General features: G+C 59.4%; 17 protein-coding genes and 2 rRNA genes (1 of these 19 running past the window's edge). 7 read left to right on the top strand and 12 right to left on the bottom strand.

Features of this window, described 5'->3' with window-relative positions; all coding sequences use genetic code 11:
• Nucleotides 1–39: 39 nt before the first annotated feature.
• From flgE to BLV47_RS07445, 6 genes are all read right to left on the bottom strand, one after another.
• The gene (flgE, locus tag BLV47_RS07470) at nt 40–1,383 is read right to left on the bottom strand and encodes a flagellar hook protein FlgE (RefSeq protein ID WP_092311668.1); all 1,344 of its coding nucleotides are present in this window, start codon (nt 1,381–1,383) and stop codon (nt 40–42) included.
• Between the two features lie 29 nt (nt 1,384–1,412).
• Nucleotides 1,413–2,144, bottom strand: a complete 732-nt coding sequence (flgD, locus tag BLV47_RS07465) for a flagellar hook assembly protein FlgD (protein WP_092311666.1) — start codon at nt 2,142–2,144, stop codon at nt 1,413–1,415.
• A gap of 15 nt (nt 2,145–2,159) precedes the next feature.
• Complete coding sequence (gene flgC / locus BLV47_RS07460; RefSeq protein ID WP_011062742.1) at nt 2,160–2,603, bottom strand: flagellar basal body rod protein FlgC; 444 nt, start codon at nt 2,601–2,603, stop codon at nt 2,160–2,162.
• A gap of 3 nt (nt 2,604–2,606) precedes the next feature.
• A complete protein-coding gene (flgB, locus tag BLV47_RS07455) occupies nt 2,607–3,014 on the bottom strand; it encodes a flagellar basal body rod protein FlgB (RefSeq protein WP_016967562.1) in 408 nt (135 codons plus the stop codon).
• A 250-nt stretch (nt 3,015–3,264) separates the two neighbouring features.
• Nucleotides 3,265–4,092: a protein-glutamate O-methyltransferase CheR gene (gene cheR / locus BLV47_RS07450; RefSeq protein WP_016967561.1), complete on the bottom strand. Its 828-nt coding sequence runs from the start codon at nt 4,090–4,092 to the stop codon at nt 3,265–3,267.
• Between the two features lie 44 nt (nt 4,093–4,136).
• On the bottom strand, nt 4,137–5,069 hold the full coding sequence (locus BLV47_RS07445; protein ID WP_092311663.1) for a chemotaxis protein CheV: 933 nt from the start codon (nt 5,067–5,069) through the stop codon (nt 4,137–4,139).
• Between the two features lie 75 nt (nt 5,070–5,144).
• Here BLV47_RS07445 and flgA point away from each other — a divergent pair, with 75 nt between their 5' ends.
• The 4 genes from flgA to BLV47_RS07425 all read left to right on the top strand — a co-directional run bounded on the left by flgA (nt 5,145) and on the right by BLV47_RS07425 (nt 7,734).
• Nucleotides 5,145–5,906 carry a flagellar basal body P-ring formation chaperone FlgA gene (gene flgA, locus BLV47_RS07440; protein WP_092311660.1) on the top strand — a complete coding sequence of 254 codons (762 nt, stop codon included), beginning with the start codon at nt 5,145–5,147 and terminating at the stop codon, nt 5,904–5,906.
• A gap of 151 nt (nt 5,907–6,057) precedes the next feature.
• The gene (gene flgM, locus BLV47_RS07435; RefSeq protein WP_092311657.1) at nt 6,058–6,375 is read left to right on the top strand and encodes a flagellar biosynthesis anti-sigma factor FlgM; all 318 of its coding nucleotides are present in this window, start codon (nt 6,058–6,060) and stop codon (nt 6,373–6,375) included.
• 48 nt (nt 6,376–6,423) lie between these two features.
• Nucleotides 6,424–6,891 carry a flagella synthesis protein FlgN gene (locus tag BLV47_RS07430; RefSeq protein ID WP_092311654.1) on the top strand — a complete coding sequence of 156 codons (468 nt, stop codon included), beginning with the start codon at nt 6,424–6,426 and terminating at the stop codon, nt 6,889–6,891.
• 96 nt (nt 6,892–6,987) lie between these two features.
• Complete coding sequence (locus BLV47_RS07425) at nt 6,988–7,734, top strand: flagellar brake protein (RefSeq protein ID WP_092311651.1); 747 nt, start codon at nt 6,988–6,990, stop codon at nt 7,732–7,734.
• 58 nt (nt 7,735–7,792) lie between these two features.
• Here BLV47_RS07425 and BLV47_RS07420 read toward each other — a convergent pair whose 3' ends face one another.
• From BLV47_RS07420 to BLV47_RS07405, 4 genes are all read right to left on the bottom strand, one after another.
• Nucleotides 7,793–9,163, bottom strand: coding sequence for an MFS transporter (locus BLV47_RS07420; protein WP_092311648.1), 1,371 nt, complete (start codon nt 9,161–9,163; stop codon nt 7,793–7,795).
• Nucleotides 9,164–9,237: 74 nt separating this feature from the next.
• Nucleotides 9,238–10,479, bottom strand: coding sequence for a glutamine synthetase family protein (locus BLV47_RS07415; RefSeq protein ID WP_208605290.1), 1,242 nt, complete (start codon nt 10,477–10,479; stop codon nt 9,238–9,240).
• 340 nt (nt 10,480–10,819) lie between these two features.
• Nucleotides 10,820–11,509: a sensor histidine kinase gene (locus BLV47_RS07410; protein WP_092311642.1), complete on the bottom strand. Its 690-nt coding sequence runs from the start codon at nt 11,507–11,509 to the stop codon at nt 10,820–10,822.
• The gene (locus BLV47_RS07405; protein ID WP_092311639.1) at nt 11,506–13,110 is read right to left on the bottom strand and encodes a tetratricopeptide repeat-containing response regulator; all 1,605 of its coding nucleotides are present in this window, start codon (nt 13,108–13,110) and stop codon (nt 11,506–11,508) included. Before BLV47_RS07405 ends, BLV47_RS07410 begins: the two co-directional genes overlap by 4 nt.
• Before the next feature lie 522 nt (nt 13,111–13,632).
• On the opposite strand from BLV47_RS07405, the gene BLV47_RS07400 reads away from it, so the two are divergent.
• The 3 genes from BLV47_RS07400 to BLV47_RS07390 are packed head-to-tail and all read left to right on the top strand — an operon-like array spanning nt 13,633 to nt 17,862.
• Nucleotides 13,633–15,963, top strand: a complete 2,331-nt coding sequence (locus BLV47_RS07400; protein ID WP_092311636.1) for a hypothetical protein — start codon at nt 13,633–13,635, stop codon at nt 15,961–15,963.
• The gene (locus BLV47_RS07395; protein WP_092311633.1) at nt 15,954–17,195 is read left to right on the top strand and encodes a hypothetical protein; all 1,242 of its coding nucleotides are present in this window, start codon (nt 15,954–15,956) and stop codon (nt 17,193–17,195) included. The genes BLV47_RS07400 and BLV47_RS07395 overlap by 10 nt, the downstream gene beginning before the upstream one ends.
• 7 nt (nt 17,196–17,202) lie before the next feature.
• Nucleotides 17,203–17,862, top strand: coding sequence for a DUF1266 domain-containing protein (locus BLV47_RS07390; protein ID WP_092311630.1), 660 nt, complete (start codon nt 17,203–17,205; stop codon nt 17,860–17,862).
• 542 nt (nt 17,863–18,404) lie between these two features.
• Here the strand turns inward: BLV47_RS07390 and rrf are convergent.
• Nucleotides 18,405–18,520 (bottom strand): 5S ribosomal RNA (gene rrf / locus BLV47_RS07385).
• A 146-nt stretch (nt 18,521–18,666) separates the two neighbouring features.
• Nucleotides 18,667–19,199, bottom strand: a 23S ribosomal RNA gene (locus BLV47_RS07380); it runs 2,359 nt beyond the window's last position.

The following is a 19,199-nucleotide window of genomic DNA, read 5'->3' as shown; positions in this document are numbered from 1 at the left end:
AAGGAGGGGCTTTTCGTACAGCGTGTCAGCCAACCCGCATCAGGTCATCTGGATGATGGTCTGCATGATGGTGCTCTGGGTGGAGATGGTCTTGGCGTTCGCCTGATAGTTGCTCTGGGCCTTGATCAGGTTCACCAGTTCGTTGGTCAGGTTGACGTTGGACTCTTCCAGGGAGTTGGACACTACCGCACCCAGGGTACCGGTCTTCGGCGCGTCATAACCTGGAATACCGGACGAGTAAGTCTCTTTCCACTGGGTGCCGCCTACCGGCTGCAAGCCTTGCTCGTTGGTGAAGCTGGCCAGGGAGATCTGGCCGATCGGCTTGGTCTGCTCGTTGCTGAAGTTGGCCAGCATCACGCCAGTACCGTCGATGGTCAGGCTGGAGATCTGGCCAGTGGAGTAACCGTTCTGCGCGATCACCGAGCGGGTGGTTTCGCCAAACACCGAACCGGTTTTGGTCATGTCGATGCTGACACCGTTCGGCGCAGGCTTGGCACCGTTAGGAGTGAAGACGCCATTGGTGACGGTACCCGGAGTCCAGGCTGTGGCCGACATGACAATGCTGTTACCGGTAATGGTGTACGGCGTAGTCCCGGGCGCAGCGGGCGGGGTAATGGAACTGAGCTTGCCCGACGAGTCGAACTTGATGGTGATCGGCGACTGGCTGGCCATGCTGAACGCGGTGCCATCCGGGTTGCGACCATCGATCAGGGTGTAGGTCTGCCATTCGTTAGCATTCGGCGTCTTGATCATGTACTGATCCATGACGTGCTTGTTGCCCTGGGTGTCATACACAGGCGTGCTGAACTGCTTGGTGTAGGTGGTGTTATCGGTCGGATTGAACACGTAGGCCGGCGCGGTCGAAGCAACATTGATCGGGTCAGCGTTGGAGTTCAGGTTGATGGTCGAGGAAATCGAATCGGTCGGCTTGGGCGCCAGGTTCGAGGTGTCGATCCGCAGGTCAGTCAATACACCGTTGATGATCTTGCCATTGGCATCCACGGCATAACCTTGCAGGCGTGCAGTGCCATCACTGTTGGTGATGAAGCCATCCTTGTCGGTCTTGAAGGTACCGGCACGGGTGTAGGTCAGGGAGCCGTTGGTGCTCAGCACGAAGAAACCCTGGCCCTGGATGCCCATGTCCAGCACGTTGCCGGTGTTGTTGATATCACCGTTGGTGAACTGCTGGGAAACGTTGGCCAGGCGCACGCCGTTACCAATCACCTGGGTGCCGCTGCCGAGCTTGGTGGCCGAATAGACGTCGGCGAACTCCGCGCGGGAGGATTTGAAGCCGGTGGTAGCGACGTTGGCGATGTTGTTGCCGGTAACGTCCAGCTGTTTGTTGGCAGCATAGAGACCGCTAAGGCCGATATTGAAAGACATATTCCTCTCCTTTTGCCGGTTAGTCGGCTCTAGATACCAATGGTTTGTACTTTGGACAGGCCAATCGGGCTGGTCATGCCGGCAAGGTTCAACATCAACTCGCCGCCGGTCTGGCTGATCGTCACACTGTTGACCGTCGCCGGCAGGTAGGTGATCAGATCAGTGCCCTTGCCGTCGATGGTGGTGCTGGCCTTGAAGCTGTAGCTGCCCGGATCCGCCTTGGTGCCGTCGGTCTTGGTGCCCTCCCAGACAAAGCTGGCGTTGCCGGCCTTCTGGCTGCCCATGTCGATGGTCTTGACGGTGTTGCCGTTCTTATCGGTGATGGTCACGGTGACCGAACTAACGCTGGAAGGCACGGTGACCGAGCCAGTCATGCTCTTGCTGGTGTCGACCTGGGTAGAGCCGGTCTGCACGATCACCGAACGCCCCACCAGGGACGAAGCCTGCAATGCCTGAGACGACTTGTAGTTGCCAGTGATGGAGTTCACCGAGGTATTGAGGGTGGTAATCCCTTCCAAGGTGGAGAACTGCGCCAGCTGGGCAACGAACGCACTGTTGTCCTGAGGATCCAGCGGGTTCTGGTTGTTCAGCTGGGTCACCAGCAGCTTGAGGAACGCATCCTTGCCCAGGGACTGCTTGCCAGTGGCGCTGTTGGTCGCGGCCGCCAGGCCGTCGGCACTGGAAGTGGTGGTGGTTTTCTTTGACGAGTTGGCCAATACGTCCTTGAGGGACGGGCCGCTGGTGGTATCAGTAACGCTCATTGGCTTCGCCCCTTATCACTGACCGAGGGTCAGGACCTTCTGCATCATGGTTTTGGCGGTGTTCATCATTTCAGCGTTGGTCTGGAACGAGCGGCTGGCAGAAATCATGTCGGCCATTTCTTCCACCACGTTGACGTTGGGGTAGTAGACGTAACCCTTTGCGTCGGCGGCCGGATGGTTCGGTTCGTAGCGAGCTTCCAGATTGCTCTGGTCTTCCACCACACCCAGCACCTGCACGCCCTGGCCTGCAGCGTCCTGGTTCTGAAACAGCGAATCGCTGCCGCCGCTCTGGGCACCCTGGAACATGGTGGCGAATACCGGATGACGCGCGCGATAGGTCTGGTCGATGCTCGACGACACGCTCTCGGCGTTGGCGATGTTACTGGCGACGGTGTTCAGACGCGTGGTCTGAGCGCTCATGCCACTACCGGCAATATTGAAAACACTGGCGAGGGACATGGATTACTCTCCGCGCAGGGCTGCTACCAGCCCTTTGAATTTGCTGTTGAGCAGCGTGAAGCTGGCCTGGAAGTCCACCGAGTTCTGCGCATAGCTCGATTGCTCCAGCTGGGCGTCCACGGTGTTCTGGTCAATCGAAGGCTGCATCGGGGTCCGATACAACAGCGACTCATCGCCACTGCTCAGGCCCTGGGCTTCGATATGCCGGGTGTTGGTCATGTTCAACGCGAAGGTGCCGTTCTTGACCTTTTCATTTTGCTCGGCGAGCACGGCGGAAAAGTCCAGATCCCGAGCCTTGTAGTTCGGGGTGTCGGCGTTGGCGATGTTGTTGGCCAGCACTTCGGCGCGCTTGGCGCGAAAGCCAAGAGCCTGTTCGTGGATACCGAGCGCTTTATCGAAGCTGATGCTCATGTCGGAAACCTTTGGGTGACCTGATTTTTCGTAATCTGGACTTAGCAAGCTACGTGCCAAGTCATGAAGCCCCGTAAATCAAGGCATTGCCGACAGCGGCAAGCCGGCAATGCCAGAAAAGCGGCAATGGCCTTCCGCGAATCGCCGGCAAAGCGGCAAGTGCCCTGCCGCATTTGCCACTGCTTGCAAGAAACTGACGCGCACAAAAAAGGAGGCCTTATGGCCTCCTTTTCGTTACTGCAACTGTCGATCACTTCGCCTGGTAGATGATCCCCGGGCTGCATTGCACCATCTGGTAATGGTCCGGCAGGCCATTGAGCGCTTCGGAAGCCCCCAGAAACAGATAACCGCCAGGTTTCAGAGTGCTGTGAATGCGCATCAGGATGTCTTTCTTGACCTCGGCCGAGAAGTAGATCAGCACATTGCGGCAAAACACGACATCGAACTTGCCCAGGCTGGCATAGCTGTCCAGCAGGTTGAACGAGCGAAACTCCACTCGACTCTTGATCGGCGCCTTGACCACCCAGCGTCCCGGCCCCTTGGGATCGAAGTAACGCTGCAGGCGCTCGGCAGAAAGGCCGCGCCCAATTGCCAGGCTGTCATATTCGCCGGTCTTGCAGTTGTTGAGCATGGTTCCGGACAGGTCGGTGGCAACGATCTGCACCCCCATCTTCAACTGGCCCATGTTGCTGCGCTCGAACTCATCGATGGACATCGACAACGAATAGGGTTCCTGCCCCGACGAGCAAGCCGCCGACCAGATCCGCAAACGTTGGTTGGGGCTGGCCTTGATCGCTTCGGGAAGCACCTTGTTCTTCAGGACTTCGAAGGGATAGGTGTCACGAAACCACAAGGTTTCGTTGGTCGTCATCGCGTCCACCACCATCTCGCGCAATCCGCTGCGCGGCTGGGTCTGAATCCGCTGAACCAGCTCACCCAAGGTTTTTAGACCTTGCTGCTCCATCAGTTTGTTGAGACGGCTCGAGACGAGATATTGCTTATTTTCCCCGAGCAAAATACCACAGGCTTTTTCCAGGAAGACCCGGAACTGTTCAAAATCCAAATTACCCGTAGACAATGCTGCCGCCTCTTAAATCTTATGTCCGCCAGGGGCTGATGCCCTCAGCTGTGGTCTGCTGCTTTGATCCGGTCAACTACCCGGGAAGCCAGGTCGTCAGGACGGAACTTGGCAAGGAAGTCATCGGCACCGACCTTCTTCACCATCGCCTGATTGAACACCCCTGACAACGAAGTATGCAGGATGATATGCAGCTTTTGCATGCGTGGATCATTACGTATCTCGGCCGTGAGGGTGTAGCCGTCCATTTCGGGCATCTCGATGTCGGAAATCATCATGAGGAATTCCTCTTCCGGCTTCTTGCCCTCATCCACCAGCTTGCGCAAGTAGTCCAACGCTTGTCGCCCATCGTTCAAAGCCACTACCTCGACACCCACGGTCTGCAGGCAGCGAGTGACCTGCTTGCGCGCCACCGACGAATCGTCGACGGTCAGCACCCGCAGTGAAACGGCCTTGTGCTGGGTTTCAAGATCCACCACGCCCGCCGAAATCGATTCCGAGGTCGGCGCGACTTCCGCCAATATTTTTTCCACGTCGATGATTTCGACCAACTGGTTGTCCACCCGGGTCACAGCGGTCAAGTAGTGATCGCGACCGGTTCCCTTGGGTGGCGGATGAATTTCTTCCCAGTTCATATTGACGATGCGCTCCACTGAGCGCACCAGAAACCCTTGGGTCTTGGTGTTGTACTCAGTGATGATAACGAACGGGCTGCTCTGATCCTTCAACCCACCAGAACCCGTAGCCATTGCCAGATCCAGGATCGGAATGGTCGCCCCTCGAATATTCGCGACACCGCACACCACAGGATTGGATTTGGGCATCAGAGTCAGCTTGGGGCATTGCAGCACCTCGCGAACCTTGAAAACGTTGATCCCGTAAAGCTGCTCACCGTCCAGACGGAACAGCAGCAGTTCCAGGCGATTCTGCCCAACCAATTGCGTGCGCTGGTTTACCGAATCCATTACACCAGCCATGCCCAGACTCCCCAAAGCTTTAAGATCCGACGCACGCTCATTGCTAAACGGCACGGCGCTTGCTTTTTAACTGTTATGAACGCAAAAACGACATTTTTCCGACGCCTGACATCCCCCTATCGCACATTGCTCTGCGGGCTGTCGGCCTTGTGTATCTTAAACCCTGGCGGCCCTGCCGTTGCTGATTCGGTCACCCTGCCTGATCTACTTATCGGCGTCACTCAAGGGTTTCTTGAATTCACGGTAGAAGACTACCTGGCTACCAGTCAAACGGAAGGGCGCTACGAAATTCAGGTCAACCAGCTGGATCCCCGTATGCACATGCCCGCGTGCGACAAGGAATTGACAGCGAGCCTGGAAAGCCCTGCCCAGCCACTGGGCAGGGTCACGGTCAAGGTACGCTGCGAAGGCGGCTCGCCCTGGACCGTATTCGTCCCGGCGCAGGTCAAACTGTTCCGCGAAGTGGTCACCAGCTCACGACCACTCAAACGCGCCAGCATCATTGAGCCCGAAGACGTCGTGCTGCGCGAGCGGGACATCAGCCAGAGCAATCAGGGCTACCTGACCTCGGTAGATCAGGCCATTGGCCAGAAACTTGTCCGACCAATGGTCGCCGACCAACTGATTACCCTGGGTCATCTGGAACAGGCTGAAGTGGTGCGCAAAGGCGATCACGTAGTGATCTCGGCACGCAGCGGCACCCTGAATGTACGAATGCCGGGGGAAGCACTGTCTAATGGCGGCATGAGCGAGCAGATTCGGGTCAAGAACCTGAATTCGCAACGGGTGATCAAGGCTCGCGTCACCGCACCTGGCCAGGTGGAAGTTGCCATGTAGATATCTGGCGCTCGACTCGCTCGTTCCCTAAACTGTGGCCAATCCAAGGTCGCAGATGCCTGCGTTGGCTTATCGACAATCGAGCCTAAAGTTTTTCAGGGTATGGCCGAAAACATGGCAAGCGTCCAAATACCCAGAGGTTTTCTTCATCATGGTCATCGACTTCAGCCGTTTAAACAGCTCCCCTTTACTGACAGGCAGTACGCGCACCAGCACCAGCAAGGAAACCGGCGATGCCGGCAAGTCCGTGCCGCTGGCAACTGCAGCCGAGACCAGCAAAAGCGGGGAATCGGTACACCTCAGCAATGAGGCTCAACAGTTGCAGAAAATCACCGACAAGCTGCGCGATCAGCCTGCTGTCGACAAGGCCCGAGTGGCCGAGTTGAAGCAAGCCATTGCCGATGGCAGCTACAAGGTCGACAGCAACCGTGTAGCCAGCAAACTGCTCAACTTCGAAGCCCAGCGCTAGCCTCAGGCTTGCGCCAGGCTTTTGGACGCTTAACTCCCAAGGCCAGCCATGCACGACACGAATCTACTGCAACTGATCAACGATGACCTTGCCCCAGCACAACAACTGCTGGAACTGCTCAGAGCCGAATCCGTAGCCCTGCACGGTCGTGACATGCCGTTGCTGGAGAATATTCTGGCGCAGAAGCAAGCCCTGGTCATTTTGCTGGAACAGCATGGCCGCAAACGCACAGAGATCCTCGCCAGCCTGAACCTGCCAACCAATCGTGCCGGCCTCGAACAACTGGCCAGTCACTCGAGCGTGGGCGATCAGCTGCTTGAGCAGGGCAGCCGACTGACCCAACTGCTCGCCGACTGCCAGGCCACCAATGAACTCAATGGCCGCTCGATCCAGATTCAGCAGGCCAGCACTGCCAATCAGTTGAAAATCCTCAACGGCGGCGAACCCCCAGCCCTATATGACGCCCGCGGCTCTACCTCCATGCTTGCGAAGCCACGCCCACTCAGTCAGGCTTAAACCCCAAAAATGAGCGCGTGCTACCAAGCCGTGAAACATGCTGGCAGAATGCCAGCTCCTGCGTGTAGTTGTATTTTGTCTGGAGATTGATGAACCGTGTTCAACGCCTCAAACGCGGAAGATGCTCCGCAGCCACCCAAGGTGTTCACCACTGCGTTGGAAATTTCCTCCAACCTGCGGCTGCTGCAAGAGAGCCACGACCCGCTGATCATCACTTTCCATGAGCGCAGCCAGCGTTTCCAGAGCTACCTGGTGGAAGTGGACCGCGACAGCAACATGATTGCGCTCGATGAAATGATTCCCCGCGATGGCGAGCGCTTCCTTCTGGCAGGCGAGCCGTTTCGCGTTGAAGGTTTTCATGAAGGCGTGCGCATCGCCTGGGAAAGCAATGGCACTCCAACCCTGGACGAGTCCAATGGCGGTCGCTGCTACCGCACTACCTTGCCGGACGAGGTGGTTTACCATCAACGCCGCAACGCTTTCCGTGCCGCACTCAAACTGGCGCAGTTGGTGGATATCGAACTGAGCGGCGAAAAACTCAAATCACCGTTGACAGGCAAGTTGCTGGATATCTCCGCCACCGGCTGCAAGTTGCGCTTCGATGGTGATATTTCCTCGCGCCTGCAACTGGGTCAGGTATACGAACGTTTCATCGCCGCCCTGCCCTTCGGCAACATGACCGCCCCGGTCGAGCTGCGTTACCTGCATCACGAAGAACGCATCGACACCACTTTTGCCGGCGTGCGCTTTCATAACATGAGCGGCCTGGTCCAGCGCCAGGTAGAGCGCTTCGTCTATCAGTTGCAGCGTGAAGCACGGCGCTTCGACAAAGACGACCTCTGATTCAGCAGACACCAATGAAAACGGGCAGTGCCTTGCGGCAACTGCCCGTTTTGCATTTCTAGGGCCTGGCCCCGCTCAGGTGATCCCGAGCGCAATCCTCGGGCACCCCCTCATCCGTCGCTTGCGGCGTATCGGCCCCTGCAGGCGCAGCGGGGTCCGGCACGGGAGCGGTCTGCATCTGATCCTGGACCACCTGCTCGTCTACCCGCGGATCGAGAGCCGCCACCAAAGGCGAACTGGACATACTGTCCGGCATTGCCACGTGATGCAGCGGCGCGTCGTCCACCTGATGCAGATTGGTCACCGCCTTCGGTCGAATCCGCCAGACCAGCACCAGGGCAAAGAAACTGAAGAAGGCATAGAGCATCTGGCTGCCAAACAGCTTCATCAGCACCCCAGCCACCAACGGGCCGACACTCGCCCCAACGCCATAAGTGACCAACAACATCGCCGTCAGCGACACCCGTCGATCGCTTTCCACATGGTCATTGGAAAAAGCCACCGCCAGCGGATAAAGGCAGAACTGCACCAGCGAACAGAGGAATCCGAGGACGAACAGCAGCTCCAGAGGCACTGCCGGCAGGACCGCCAGGGGCAAGGCCACAACCGCCAGGAACAAGGCAAAACAACGAATCAACAGCGCCCGGTCATAACGATCCGACAACCAGCCCAGCGGCCATTGCACCACCAGCCCGGCAAAGATGCAGCTCCCCATGAACAGGCCCACCTGCTCGGTGCTAAGCCCCTGCTGCGAGGCGTAGAGCGGCGCCAGACCGTAGAACGAGCCGACGATCAGGCCCGAGCCCAGCACGGTACTCAAGGACTGCGGCACCCGCTTGATAAAGAACCGCGGTTCCATTGGCGCCGGGTGCAGAGGTGCCGGGTGAATACGCCGGGTCATGGCCACCGGCACCAGACACAGGGCAAAGCACAGGGCTACCAGCATCAACAGCTCCGGCCCCAGAGCCGGGTGCATGACCAGTATCAACTGACCCAGCACCAGCCCCAGATAAGAAGCGATCATGTAGCCGCTGAACACAAGCCCACGCTGATTGGCATCGGCCTGCTCATTGAGCCAGCTTTCGATGACCATGTACTGACACATCATCCCCAGGCCGACGATCATCCGCAGCACCAGCCAGGCAGGCAGCCAGTCCACCAGACCGTGCCCAAGCACCGCCGCGCCGACGATCCCGGCACAGGTGGCATAAGCACGGATATGTCCGACCCGGGCAATCAGCCGATGACCCAGCTTGCCGCCCAATACCAGGCCGAAATAGTTCGCCGCCATCAGAGCCCCCACCCACAGGCCATCGACATGATCGGCAGCCAGGCGCAGGGCCAGATAGGTGCTGAGCAGGCCCGAGCCGATCAACATCATCAGCGAGGCGAAATAAAGCGCTCGAAAGGATTTCCAGATTTGGCGCATCGACGTTCCGAGCGGCTCCTTGAATGAGGTGCCGGGCCCCTGACAGATCGAGGCCCGGCCAGCGACGGGTTAGGTTATGCCTGGGCCGCTAGCACACGCCGCTCCCAGGGAGTGATTTCATCAAAGAAGCTGGTCAACTCCATGGTCTTCGAAGCGATGTAGCCTTCGATGAACTCGGTACCGAACAGTTCCCTGGCCAACTGACTACGTTTCAGACGCTCCAGTGCCGCATGCAAGGTACAAGGCAGGGACAAATTGTCCGGCACTTCAAACTCACCCTGGATCGCCGCCGTGGGCTCCAGCTCATTCTCGATCCCATGCAGGCCCGCAGCCAGGCTGGCGGCGATGGCCAGATACGGGTTGGCATCCGCGCCCGGCAGGCGGTTTTCCACCCGTCGCGCCACCGCTGAACTGGCCGGTATGCGCAGCCCCGCAGCCCGGTTGTCATAAGACCAGCAGGCATTGTTCGGCGAAGCGTAAGGATGGCACAAGCGTTGATAGGAGTTCACGTTAGGCGCGAACAACGCGGTGAAATCCGCCAGGCCGGCCTGCAAGCCGCCGATGAAATGACGGAACATCGCCGTCGGTTGCCCGGCCTCGTCACTGAAGACATTCCGCCCACTGCCGATCTCCACCAGGCTCTGGTGGATATGCATGGAACTGCCGGGCGTGCGGGCCAGCGGCTTGGCCATGCAGACCACGATCAATCCGTGCTTGAGCGCCACTTCCTTGAGCAAGTGCTTGAACAGGAAAGTCTGATCCGCCAGCAGCAGCGGGTCGCCATGCAAAAGATTGATCTCGAACTGGCTGACGCCCATCTCATGCATGAACGTATCGCGGGGCAAGCCCAGGGCCGCCATGCATTCGTAGACTTCCTTGAAGAACGGCCGCAGGCCGTTGTTGGAGCTGACACTGAACGCCGAATACCCTTCTTCCCGCCGACCATCCAGGCCCACCGGCGGCCGGAAGGCCTGGGAGGGATCGTCATTGGCCGCAAACACAAAGAACTCAAGCTCAGTGGCCACCACAGGCGCCAGGCCCAGGGCCGCATAACGCGAGATTACCTGCTTGAGCTGGCCCCGGGTGGACAGACGCGAGCTTTCGCCACTGAGCTCGTCCGCGTCACAGATGGCCAGCGCCCGCGGCGTCTGGCTCCAGGGCAGGCGATGAATCTGCCGAGGATCGGCATTGAGCGCCAGGTCGCCGTCGTCGCTGCCGTAAAAACGCGCCGGCGGATACCCGCCCATGATGCATTGCAGCAGCACCCCCCGAGCCATCTGCAAGCGCCGCCCTTCGAGGAAGCCCTCGGCGGTCATCACCTTGCCCCGCGGCACGCCATTGAGATCCGCAGTGACGCATTCAATCTCATCAATGCCCGTCAATCGCTCGGCGAGTGAACTGTGGCCATCGGTTGTCATGACTCAATCCTTGTTGTTATACGAGCCGCGAACGGCGACCCGTACAAAATACGCATCACCCGTTCAGGATTTCAAGCAGGCAAGAATAAAATCCCGGGAAGGAACCAGCTCCCGGCGAACAACCCGTAACGTCAGTCCCGGCACCAACCCTGGGCAGAAAGAAAGCAGCCCCAAGCAAGCGCCGAGCACCCAGGTCAGGCCTTTCAGAACGCCCTCTGCACCGGGACTGACAAGACACTCAAGGCAGATACAGCTTGAACAGCCCGCCGCCCAACGGGCCCCCATTGCTGATCCGGGTGTGTCCGCAGACCCCGTTGCGCTGATGCAACTGGGCAATGCGCCCGGCAAAATACAGCCCCAGCCCGGTGCTGCCGCTGCTCTGATTGATGCCCTGTAGATAATCGTCCTGGCGCTCGATCAGCGCCTGCGGGTAGCCGTCGCCGTCATCGTTGACGGACAGCACCACCTGCCCCTCTTCGTCACTGACGGTAATCAACAGTGCATGACGGGCATAACGCAGCGCATTGTTGATGCAATTGGCCAGCACCGAGGCGATCAGCTCCCGATCGAAAAAGCCCAGGGGGCTCAACGGATCGACCTCATAAGTGGCCGAGATGCCGCGGCTCTTGAACACATCCTGATGGCTCACCAACTGCGCCTCGATGAAGTCATCCAGCTCATGGTAGGCCGGTTGCAGCGGCAACTGATTGACGCCCAGCTTGTACAGCCCCAGAAGCTGCACCAGCATGCCGTTGAGGTGGGCGAAGTGGTAATCGATCACTCCCTGTTCGGGCGCCCGCTGCGCCTCGGACAGTCGAGCCTGCCACTGACCGTGGGCCTGCATCAGCATGGCCAGGGAGTTTTTCATATCGTGTACGGTGGAGGCGATCACCGTGGAAAAATCGAGCGCCTGTTGCTCTTCGTTCATTCGCCAAACGCCTTGCTTCGCAGCTTCTGGTAGCGCGGATAACGCGCATCGGTATCGGGCATCATGCCGACCATTTTCAGGCACGCCTGGCATTCTTCCAGGAGTGCCGCGTCTGTATTCGGATCCGTGCCGTGCAACAGCGACTGCGCCATATTCAGGGCAATACTGATGTTCTTCGGCTGCATGGCCAGGGCCTTGCGGAACAACTCGCGAGCCTCGCTCAGATTGCCGGCCTTGTAACTGCGCACGCCCTGGCGGTTGATGTCGGCCGCCGCATTGGAGGAACTGAGAATAGTCGGATCGTCGGTGAGCTTGGCGATGTTCTGCATGACCTTCGGATCGTCGCCGTAGATCTCCGCACAGTTCTTCAACATCGTCGCGCCGGCACTGGCCTGCCCGAGCATCTGCAACTGCTTGGCCACCAGCAAGGCGGCTTCCGGACTCATGAACTGCTCCATGCCGTCCAGACGCATCAGTGCCTGCTCGGTGAGCTTCTCCGCAGTTTCCGCATCATTGAGCAGCAGACTGGTGGCTTTCATCAAACGCGCACGAATCTGCAGACCCGGGTCGCTGGGGTTTTCCTTGGCCACCGCACTCAGGGTCTGATTGATCTCCAGGCGGGTGCGGGTATCCAGGCCCTTTTCGCTGCCCTTGCTGATCAGGGCATGGGCCAGGCCCAGGTTGCTTTCCGGATCCTTGAAGCGCGACTGGGCGCCCTGGGATACAGCTTGGCGGTAGGCCCTGGAGGCACTGTCAAAGTCTTCGTTGGCCATGGCCAGCTTGCCCAGCAAGGCCTGGCGACGCACCGCCAGCGGAGACAGGCGCACGGCCTCTTCGAGCACACTCTGGGCGCGCTTGGTATCCCCTTCGGCCACCAGCACATCGGCCAATCCGTCGTACAACCCCGGCATCATCGGGAATGCCTTCAGGGCTTTTTCGTACACTGCCTTGGCTTCACCTGTCTGCCCACGCTTGAACAGCAAGCGACCAAGGCCGACATAGGCCCAAGGCAACGGACGATCGGCCAGGATGCTGTTGTACAGGCGCTCCAGGGCTTCATTCTGATGCATGTCGCGCAGGGCATCGGCCCGGTAGCGCAGGCACAGTGGCGCGTAACGCGGGTCCTGCTTGCACAGGGCGACGCAGGCGTTGAGCACTTCTACCGGTTTGCCCCGGTCAAGGGCCTGGAGAATGGGCTTGAGCAGGGTCTTGCGCTGCTGCAGACGCTCCAGGCGCTGGGCCAGGCCGGAACGGTTGAACGGCTTGGTCAGGTAGGCATCAGGTTCGTGTTCCAGGGCGCTGAGCACCATCGCCTGGCTGCTCTCGGCAGTCACCATGAGGAACACGCTCTCGTGACTGATGAGCTTTTCCAGCATCAAGTCTTCCAGCACCTGCTGGCCGTTTTTCTTGCCGTCGCCCAGGTGGTAATCCTGAAGAATGAAGTCGTAGCGCTTCTGCGCGCACATGCGCAAGGCCTGTTCGCCGCTATCGGCGGTGTCCACATCCTTGACGCCCAGCTCACGCAACATCGAACGCACCGAACTGCGGAAGTCCGAGAAATCATCGACGATCAAAAAGCTCTTTTGGTGGTACGCCAGCATCGAAGATTCCAGGCAAGTAAGAAGATCAATCCAGGGACAGCAAGACCCGCCCGGCTTCGCAGCCTGTTTTTGGCGCGCAGATAATAGCTGCTGGCCACAGGCTATCAAGCACTTTCAAGTCGACCTGTGATGCAGGTCGCCGCTTGGGAACACAATTGTCCACTGAAGTTATCGGCCGGACTTGCCAATCCCTTATAGAGGCCCGAGAGGATTTAACAGTTGCCAGCCTAGACGGCCCGGCGCAGAAAAACAGCGTTGCTGCATGGGCAAACCTTGGATTCCGATACATCACCTGATAGCGTGCTGCGCCTTGAAGCCTCGATCGTTTTTGGCCTGGAATACCGACGCTGCGCGCAGGGTCGGCCAGAGGCAGAGGGTCTATCAGTAGCAGGTGCCAAAGCTTGCTACCCGGGTGTCGAGGGATCGGCATGACACTCGAAGACGGTACCCACGACGAGGCAATGCCGGTTCGCCAGGCAGTGCATCAAGGGATGCGCAGGTCATTATCAAATGGAGTTAACGATGGCGCATGACAGCAACGTGATAACCGGCATCGAACTGGAACAGTTCATGGACCGTCTTGAGGCGCAACAGCAGGAGCAGGAAGGCGATACCTGGCTGGCCCAACTGCAGGCGCAATCCCTGCGGGCCGACTCTCTGGCGTCCATCGACCGCCTGCACACCCTGTGGATGCAGGCTGGCGACTCAGCGGCGGCCCGGGCAGTGATCGAGAACGATGGCAACGCCTTGCTGCAGGCCTCCCCCGAGCCGGCGCGCGCCGAACTGCTGATGAACCTGGCCATCCTGCGCCTGCGGGTCGCCAGTTATCTGGATGACGAAGCGACCCTGCTCGAGGTCCTCGAACAGCTCAACCAGATGGCCACGCAAACGCTGGACTTCAATGTCGAGCATTACCGTCGCTTCCGGATCTTCGACGAACTGGAGGGTGGTCGCCTCGAAGTCGCGCTAAAAACCATCGAAGTGCGCTACGCGCTGACGCTGAGCAACCCTGCTCGTGTGGCACTGCGAGCCTGGGATGCTGCCGATCAGCATCAGCGCCGCGCCCGCGTCCTGGCCTATCACCAGCGCGATGAAGAGGCCCGCAGCGCCGCCCTGGAAGCGATCAATGCGCTGCGCAGCGCCGGCCCTGATCAGGACATCGACGAAGGCGACTGGCTGTGGCTGGGCAATGCGCTGATCGAGATCATCCCCTTGCGCCTGGCACTGTTCGAGCAACCCATCGCCCATCTGACCGCCCACCTCTCCCTGCCAAGGCGCCGCGAGTGGGAGGTGCGCACCGCACGCCTGGCCGCCCGCGCCCTGCACGCCCAAGGTGACCTGGCCGGAGCCTTGAAGATCTGTAACGCCGCGGCCCTGAGCCTGGACTCCGACGGCGGGAGCAACTTCATCGAATACGAACTGCCCTGGCTGATGGAAGCCGGGCGCATCGAGGAAGCCGGACATCGCGCTTTCATCGATGTCTACGAGCGACAAACCGAGATGTGGCCGGCCACCGCGCGCTTGATCCTCAACCGCTTGCAGGACCCCGAGGATCACAACCCCTGGTGGCCAATCTGCGTGATGCGCGCCTGTATCAATGAAGAAGTGCTGCAGAGCTTTCTCTCGGCACTGCCAGAGCTCGATGCCAACGAGGCGGACACCTCCCCGCTGCTCGCGGCGCTGCATGCAGCCATGGAGGATCCGCAGTTGCTTGATCCACTGTTTGCCGCAGCACGCGCCGAAGCCCTGCGCCGCGCTCCCGAGCAGCCGTGGATCCGGCGCCTGGCCGCCGTGCATGACGCTGAACGCGGCCTGATCGACGCTGCCAGCGAGGCCAGCCAGCTGCAGGCGGCCATCCAGGACGGACGGATGCAGGACAACCGCAGCGCCTTTTCGCTGTTTGCGGCGCAGGTCAAGAACCTGGGGGTGATCGAGGCCCTGAAGCAACCCAAGCCGATCCTGGCCAGCGGCATGTATGGCTACAACTACGCGGCGTTCATCGACGATCTGGTGGAAGCCGAGGCCGACAAACTGCCCAAAGCAGTCCGCGACCAGGCCTACTGGTTGCTGCGCGAAGCGCAGAGAGATGCCTATGAGCAGGGCCAGGCCCATATGGAGCGCTACTTCGCCAGCGGCAGCGGTCACCCGTTCGATGCCTGTGCCCACCTGTATTCCATGCTCTGCAACAATCTGGCGATCAACTATCGCTATTACAACGAACAGAACCGCTACGAGGAGGCGATTGAGCTGCACCTGCGAGGTCTTGCCGCCAGCTCGTTCGCCGAACACTACAACGGCCTGCTCAGCGCGCGCATTCGCATGGATGACAAGCCCGGCATCGTCGAAGCCGCAGAACAGCTGTGGCACTACTCGGCGGAATTCGGCTACAGCCGCCACGATCCAAACGACTACATCGCCTCGGTGGCCTACGCCCTGTACTCGCTGGATCGCGACAGCGAAATCCTCATCTGGCTCGAACGCCTGCTCAAATGGCAGGAAGAACAAGGCGTCAGCGACCAGCAACTGGACAGCTCGGCCCTGTTCGCCCGAGTCAAGGTGGCGCGCTACCTGGCCCATGCCCACCCGGATAATGCCGACAGCCTCTGGCAGCGCTATGAGCCGCTGGTCCTGGCCATGAACGAAGTCTCGGTGATGTCCTCCTCGGTAGACTTCCACCACGCCCGGGGACGCACCGCCGAAGCCATCGACTACTGCACACGCACTTTGGCTCTGTGCAATGACGAAGATGACTACGACATCAAGTGCCGAGCCCGCACCGAACAGCTCCTGGCGCAGCTCCAGGCACCGGCGCAGACAGTCGACAAGAAAAGCTGGTGGCAGATATGGAAATAGGCACTGACCCACGCACCTCCAGCTACGCCCCGCGCAATCTGCTCAATGCCGACCAGCTCAAGGCCGGCATCGCCCAACGCAGTCAGGGCCGGGGTGATGAAGGGCCGGTGCAGAGCTGGCTGCTCAATCACTTCTACCGGCATCTGGTCGGTAACTTTGAGCCGGCGCGTACCATTTTCAGCCTGGAGGAAGCCGCTAGCGCTCTGGGCAGCGATACCTTGCCCATCTGGGTAGCCGGGCACTTCAAGGCCGCAGCCAAGGCACTGAACGAAGAAAACCCAAACGCAGTAGCACCCTTGGTATGGATCGATCCACTGGAACCACAGCTACTGCATCAGGAGGCCGTGCTCGTAGAGTTCCTGACGTCGCGCAAAGGCACGGCACTGGAGGGCAAACTCGATCGCATCACCTGCCCCCAGGCCCTGGCACTGTGGGAAAAAGAGCATGCACAGATGGCTGCCCGGGTCGAACAGGGCTGGCGTCAAAGCTCGGCCGACGCCCTGGATCTAACCCTGGCCTGCGCCGATCACAACTGGGTCGAGCTGCGCCCGCAAAGCCCGTTGCTGCGGGCGGAAATGGCCTTCGAAAGCTACGTGATGCGTCACTGCCTGGGGCAGTTCGCCAACCGCCGAGCCTTGACCGGTGGCTACGGCGAGCGTTATGCCGAAGCCGTGGAGCAACAGAGCATGCGCGTGTTCAGCCTGCGTGATGCCCAAGGCCAGCCCCACATCACCGTCAGCCTGATCATCCAGGACGACGGCGCTTTGACCGTGGAACAAGTCAAAGGCAAGCAGAACCGTCCCCCCATCGAACGCTACTTTCAGGACCTGCTACGGTTCCTCAATACTCTGGATACCGACCTGCAGACCCCGGCCGACTGCATTGCCATCGGCATCGTGCGCACCGAAGCCGGCTGGCTGCGCATTGAGGAAGTCAGCGACGCCCAGACCCAGACGCGTCTGGTGGCGCGTTACCCGCAACTGTTCTGTCGGCTGGATGCCCCTTCGGCCATGGTCGAGTGGCTGGTGGCGGCCCGTCAGTCGGACCTGCTGCTGGAGGTGGCCCCCCAAGCGCCGTCGGTCAAGTACGCCACCCGGCATATCTTCAAGAAAAGTCCCTGGCCACAGCCCCACGCCGACGCCCCGTCATACCGGACCGAAGGCGTGACATGGACAGATATGTCCCCGCTCCAGGCGGAGGAAATAGCGGCCTGGCAGGCCAGGAATCGGTGAACCGCAAATGATGACAGTAATAGCAGTAGCCTTTGGCGCCTGGCTGCTCTGGCGCTACTACCGCCGCCAATCACCTACCTCGCTGGTGGTATTCACTCCACGCAAGCGCTGGGCGTTGACGCTGGCGCAACCCATGGTCGATGCCACCGGGATGACGGGCTTCTTCGACCCCGATACCACCCACTTCATGGATCAGGCGAAAAGCACTCTCAGGGCCCCACTGCTGCATCAGATCGGTTTTCGCAGCAATGCCACAGATGAGGAAGTCCGTGAGCACTTGAATAACACTCTGGAACGCCAATGGTTTCGGGTTGACTTGCACGGCCTGAACGCCAGCGACGACCCGCGGGCGGCCATGGCGTTTGCTTGCGTGCGCAGCGCCTTTTTCGTCCGCTGCGCAATACTGATGGGCTGGATCGAAGTCGAGAGCGGTTGGCGGATCCTGCTACTCAACGCACAGCGAGCCCAGGACTGCTTCAACGACTGGGAAGACTTCGGCAAAGCCTTCATTCTCGGACGCAGCCAGTGGGTAGCGGCATTCAGGGCCGACTCACTGGGGCAGGCGTTCAACGAAGCAAGCCTTGGTCGACTGCTGACGCCGGGCAGCGGCGCATGGGCCGGGGTTGCCTGGCAAGGGTTACCGGCGTTCTCGCCAGTGGTGGATTGAAATCACTCAGGTAGGCAGATTTCCTGTCCCCATACCATTGAATGGCCTCATCGGTCTGTTGAGGCCCCTGCCCTTCATCTTGACGGGAGAGGCTAGGAGGAACTCCACACAGCTTGGAGCCTTGTAATGGGTCATGCACTGACAGAACCATCCGCTTAGCGCATCAGCCGCCAAGCTGGTTCCAGGGAGGAGCATGACATAGAGCATTCCCCCTTACCCCGTCGAGTATCAAAAACACCGGCCACCACGACCTGAGCAATCGCGGGTGATTCCGTGAGTTGGTGCCCAGAGGCACTCTCTTGCTACAGGGGCTGATCGGAGAGAGCGAGAACAGCGACTCTGGCGCTCTCAGTCGGCCGTCCTCCTTCTCCCCAACGTATACGCCAATGGCAGTAGAGCCTTCTACAACGAGAGCAGGCCGCAAGCCTGGCACTCGCTGGCAGCCGTAAGCACACGAGCGTGGCCAGCCCCAGCAGCGCAACTTTTGCGCAGCGCAAAAACAAAACCCCAACTGCTTTCGCAATTGGGGTTTCGGAATTTAATCTTGACGATGACCTACTCTCACATGGGGAAACCCCACACTACCATCGGCGATGCATCGTTTCACTTCTGAGTTCGGGATGGGATCAGGTGGTTCCAACGCTCTATGGTCGTCAAGAAATTCGGTAGCCAGTCCGTTGCTTGCGCAACGTGCCAGCGAATGGGTATGTAATAGAGTTGGTGCTTTGTGAGCCTGCAAACTTTCGGTTTGATTCGTCTTCACACACCGCAACTCGCTTCTTAAGCAAATTGCTTGGGTGTTATATGGTCAAGCCTCACGGGCAATTAGTATTGGTTAGCTCAACGCCTCACAGCGCTTACACACCCAACCTATCAACGTCGTAGTCTTCGACGGCCCTTTAGGGGATTCAAGATCCCAGTGAGATCTCATCTTGAGGCAAGTTTCCCGCTTAGATGCTTTCAGCGGTTATCTTTTCCGAACATAGCTACCCGGCAATGCCACTGGCGTGACAACCGGAACACCAGAGGTTCGTCCACTCCGGTCCTCTCGTACTAGGAGCAGCCCCTCTCAAATCTCAAACGTCCACGGCAGATAGGGACCGAACTGTCTCACGACGTTCTAAACCCAGCTCGCGTACCACTTTAAATGGCGAACAGCCATACCCTTGGGACCGGCTTCAGCCCCAGGATGTGATGAGCCGACATCGAGGTGCCAAACACCGCCGTCGATATGAACTCTTGGGCGGTATCAGCCTGTTATCCCCGGAGTACCTTTTATCCGTTGAGCGATGGCCCTTCCATACAGAACCACCGGATCACTAAGACCTACTTTCGTA

It is taken from the genome of Pseudomonas saponiphila, assembly GCF_900105185.1.
GTDB classification, from domain to species: Bacteria; Pseudomonadota; Gammaproteobacteria; order Pseudomonadales; family Pseudomonadaceae; genus Aquipseudomonas; species Aquipseudomonas saponiphila.
Note: the sequence above shows the minus strand (reverse complement) of the source record. Positions and strands in the feature narration are given on the sequence as shown.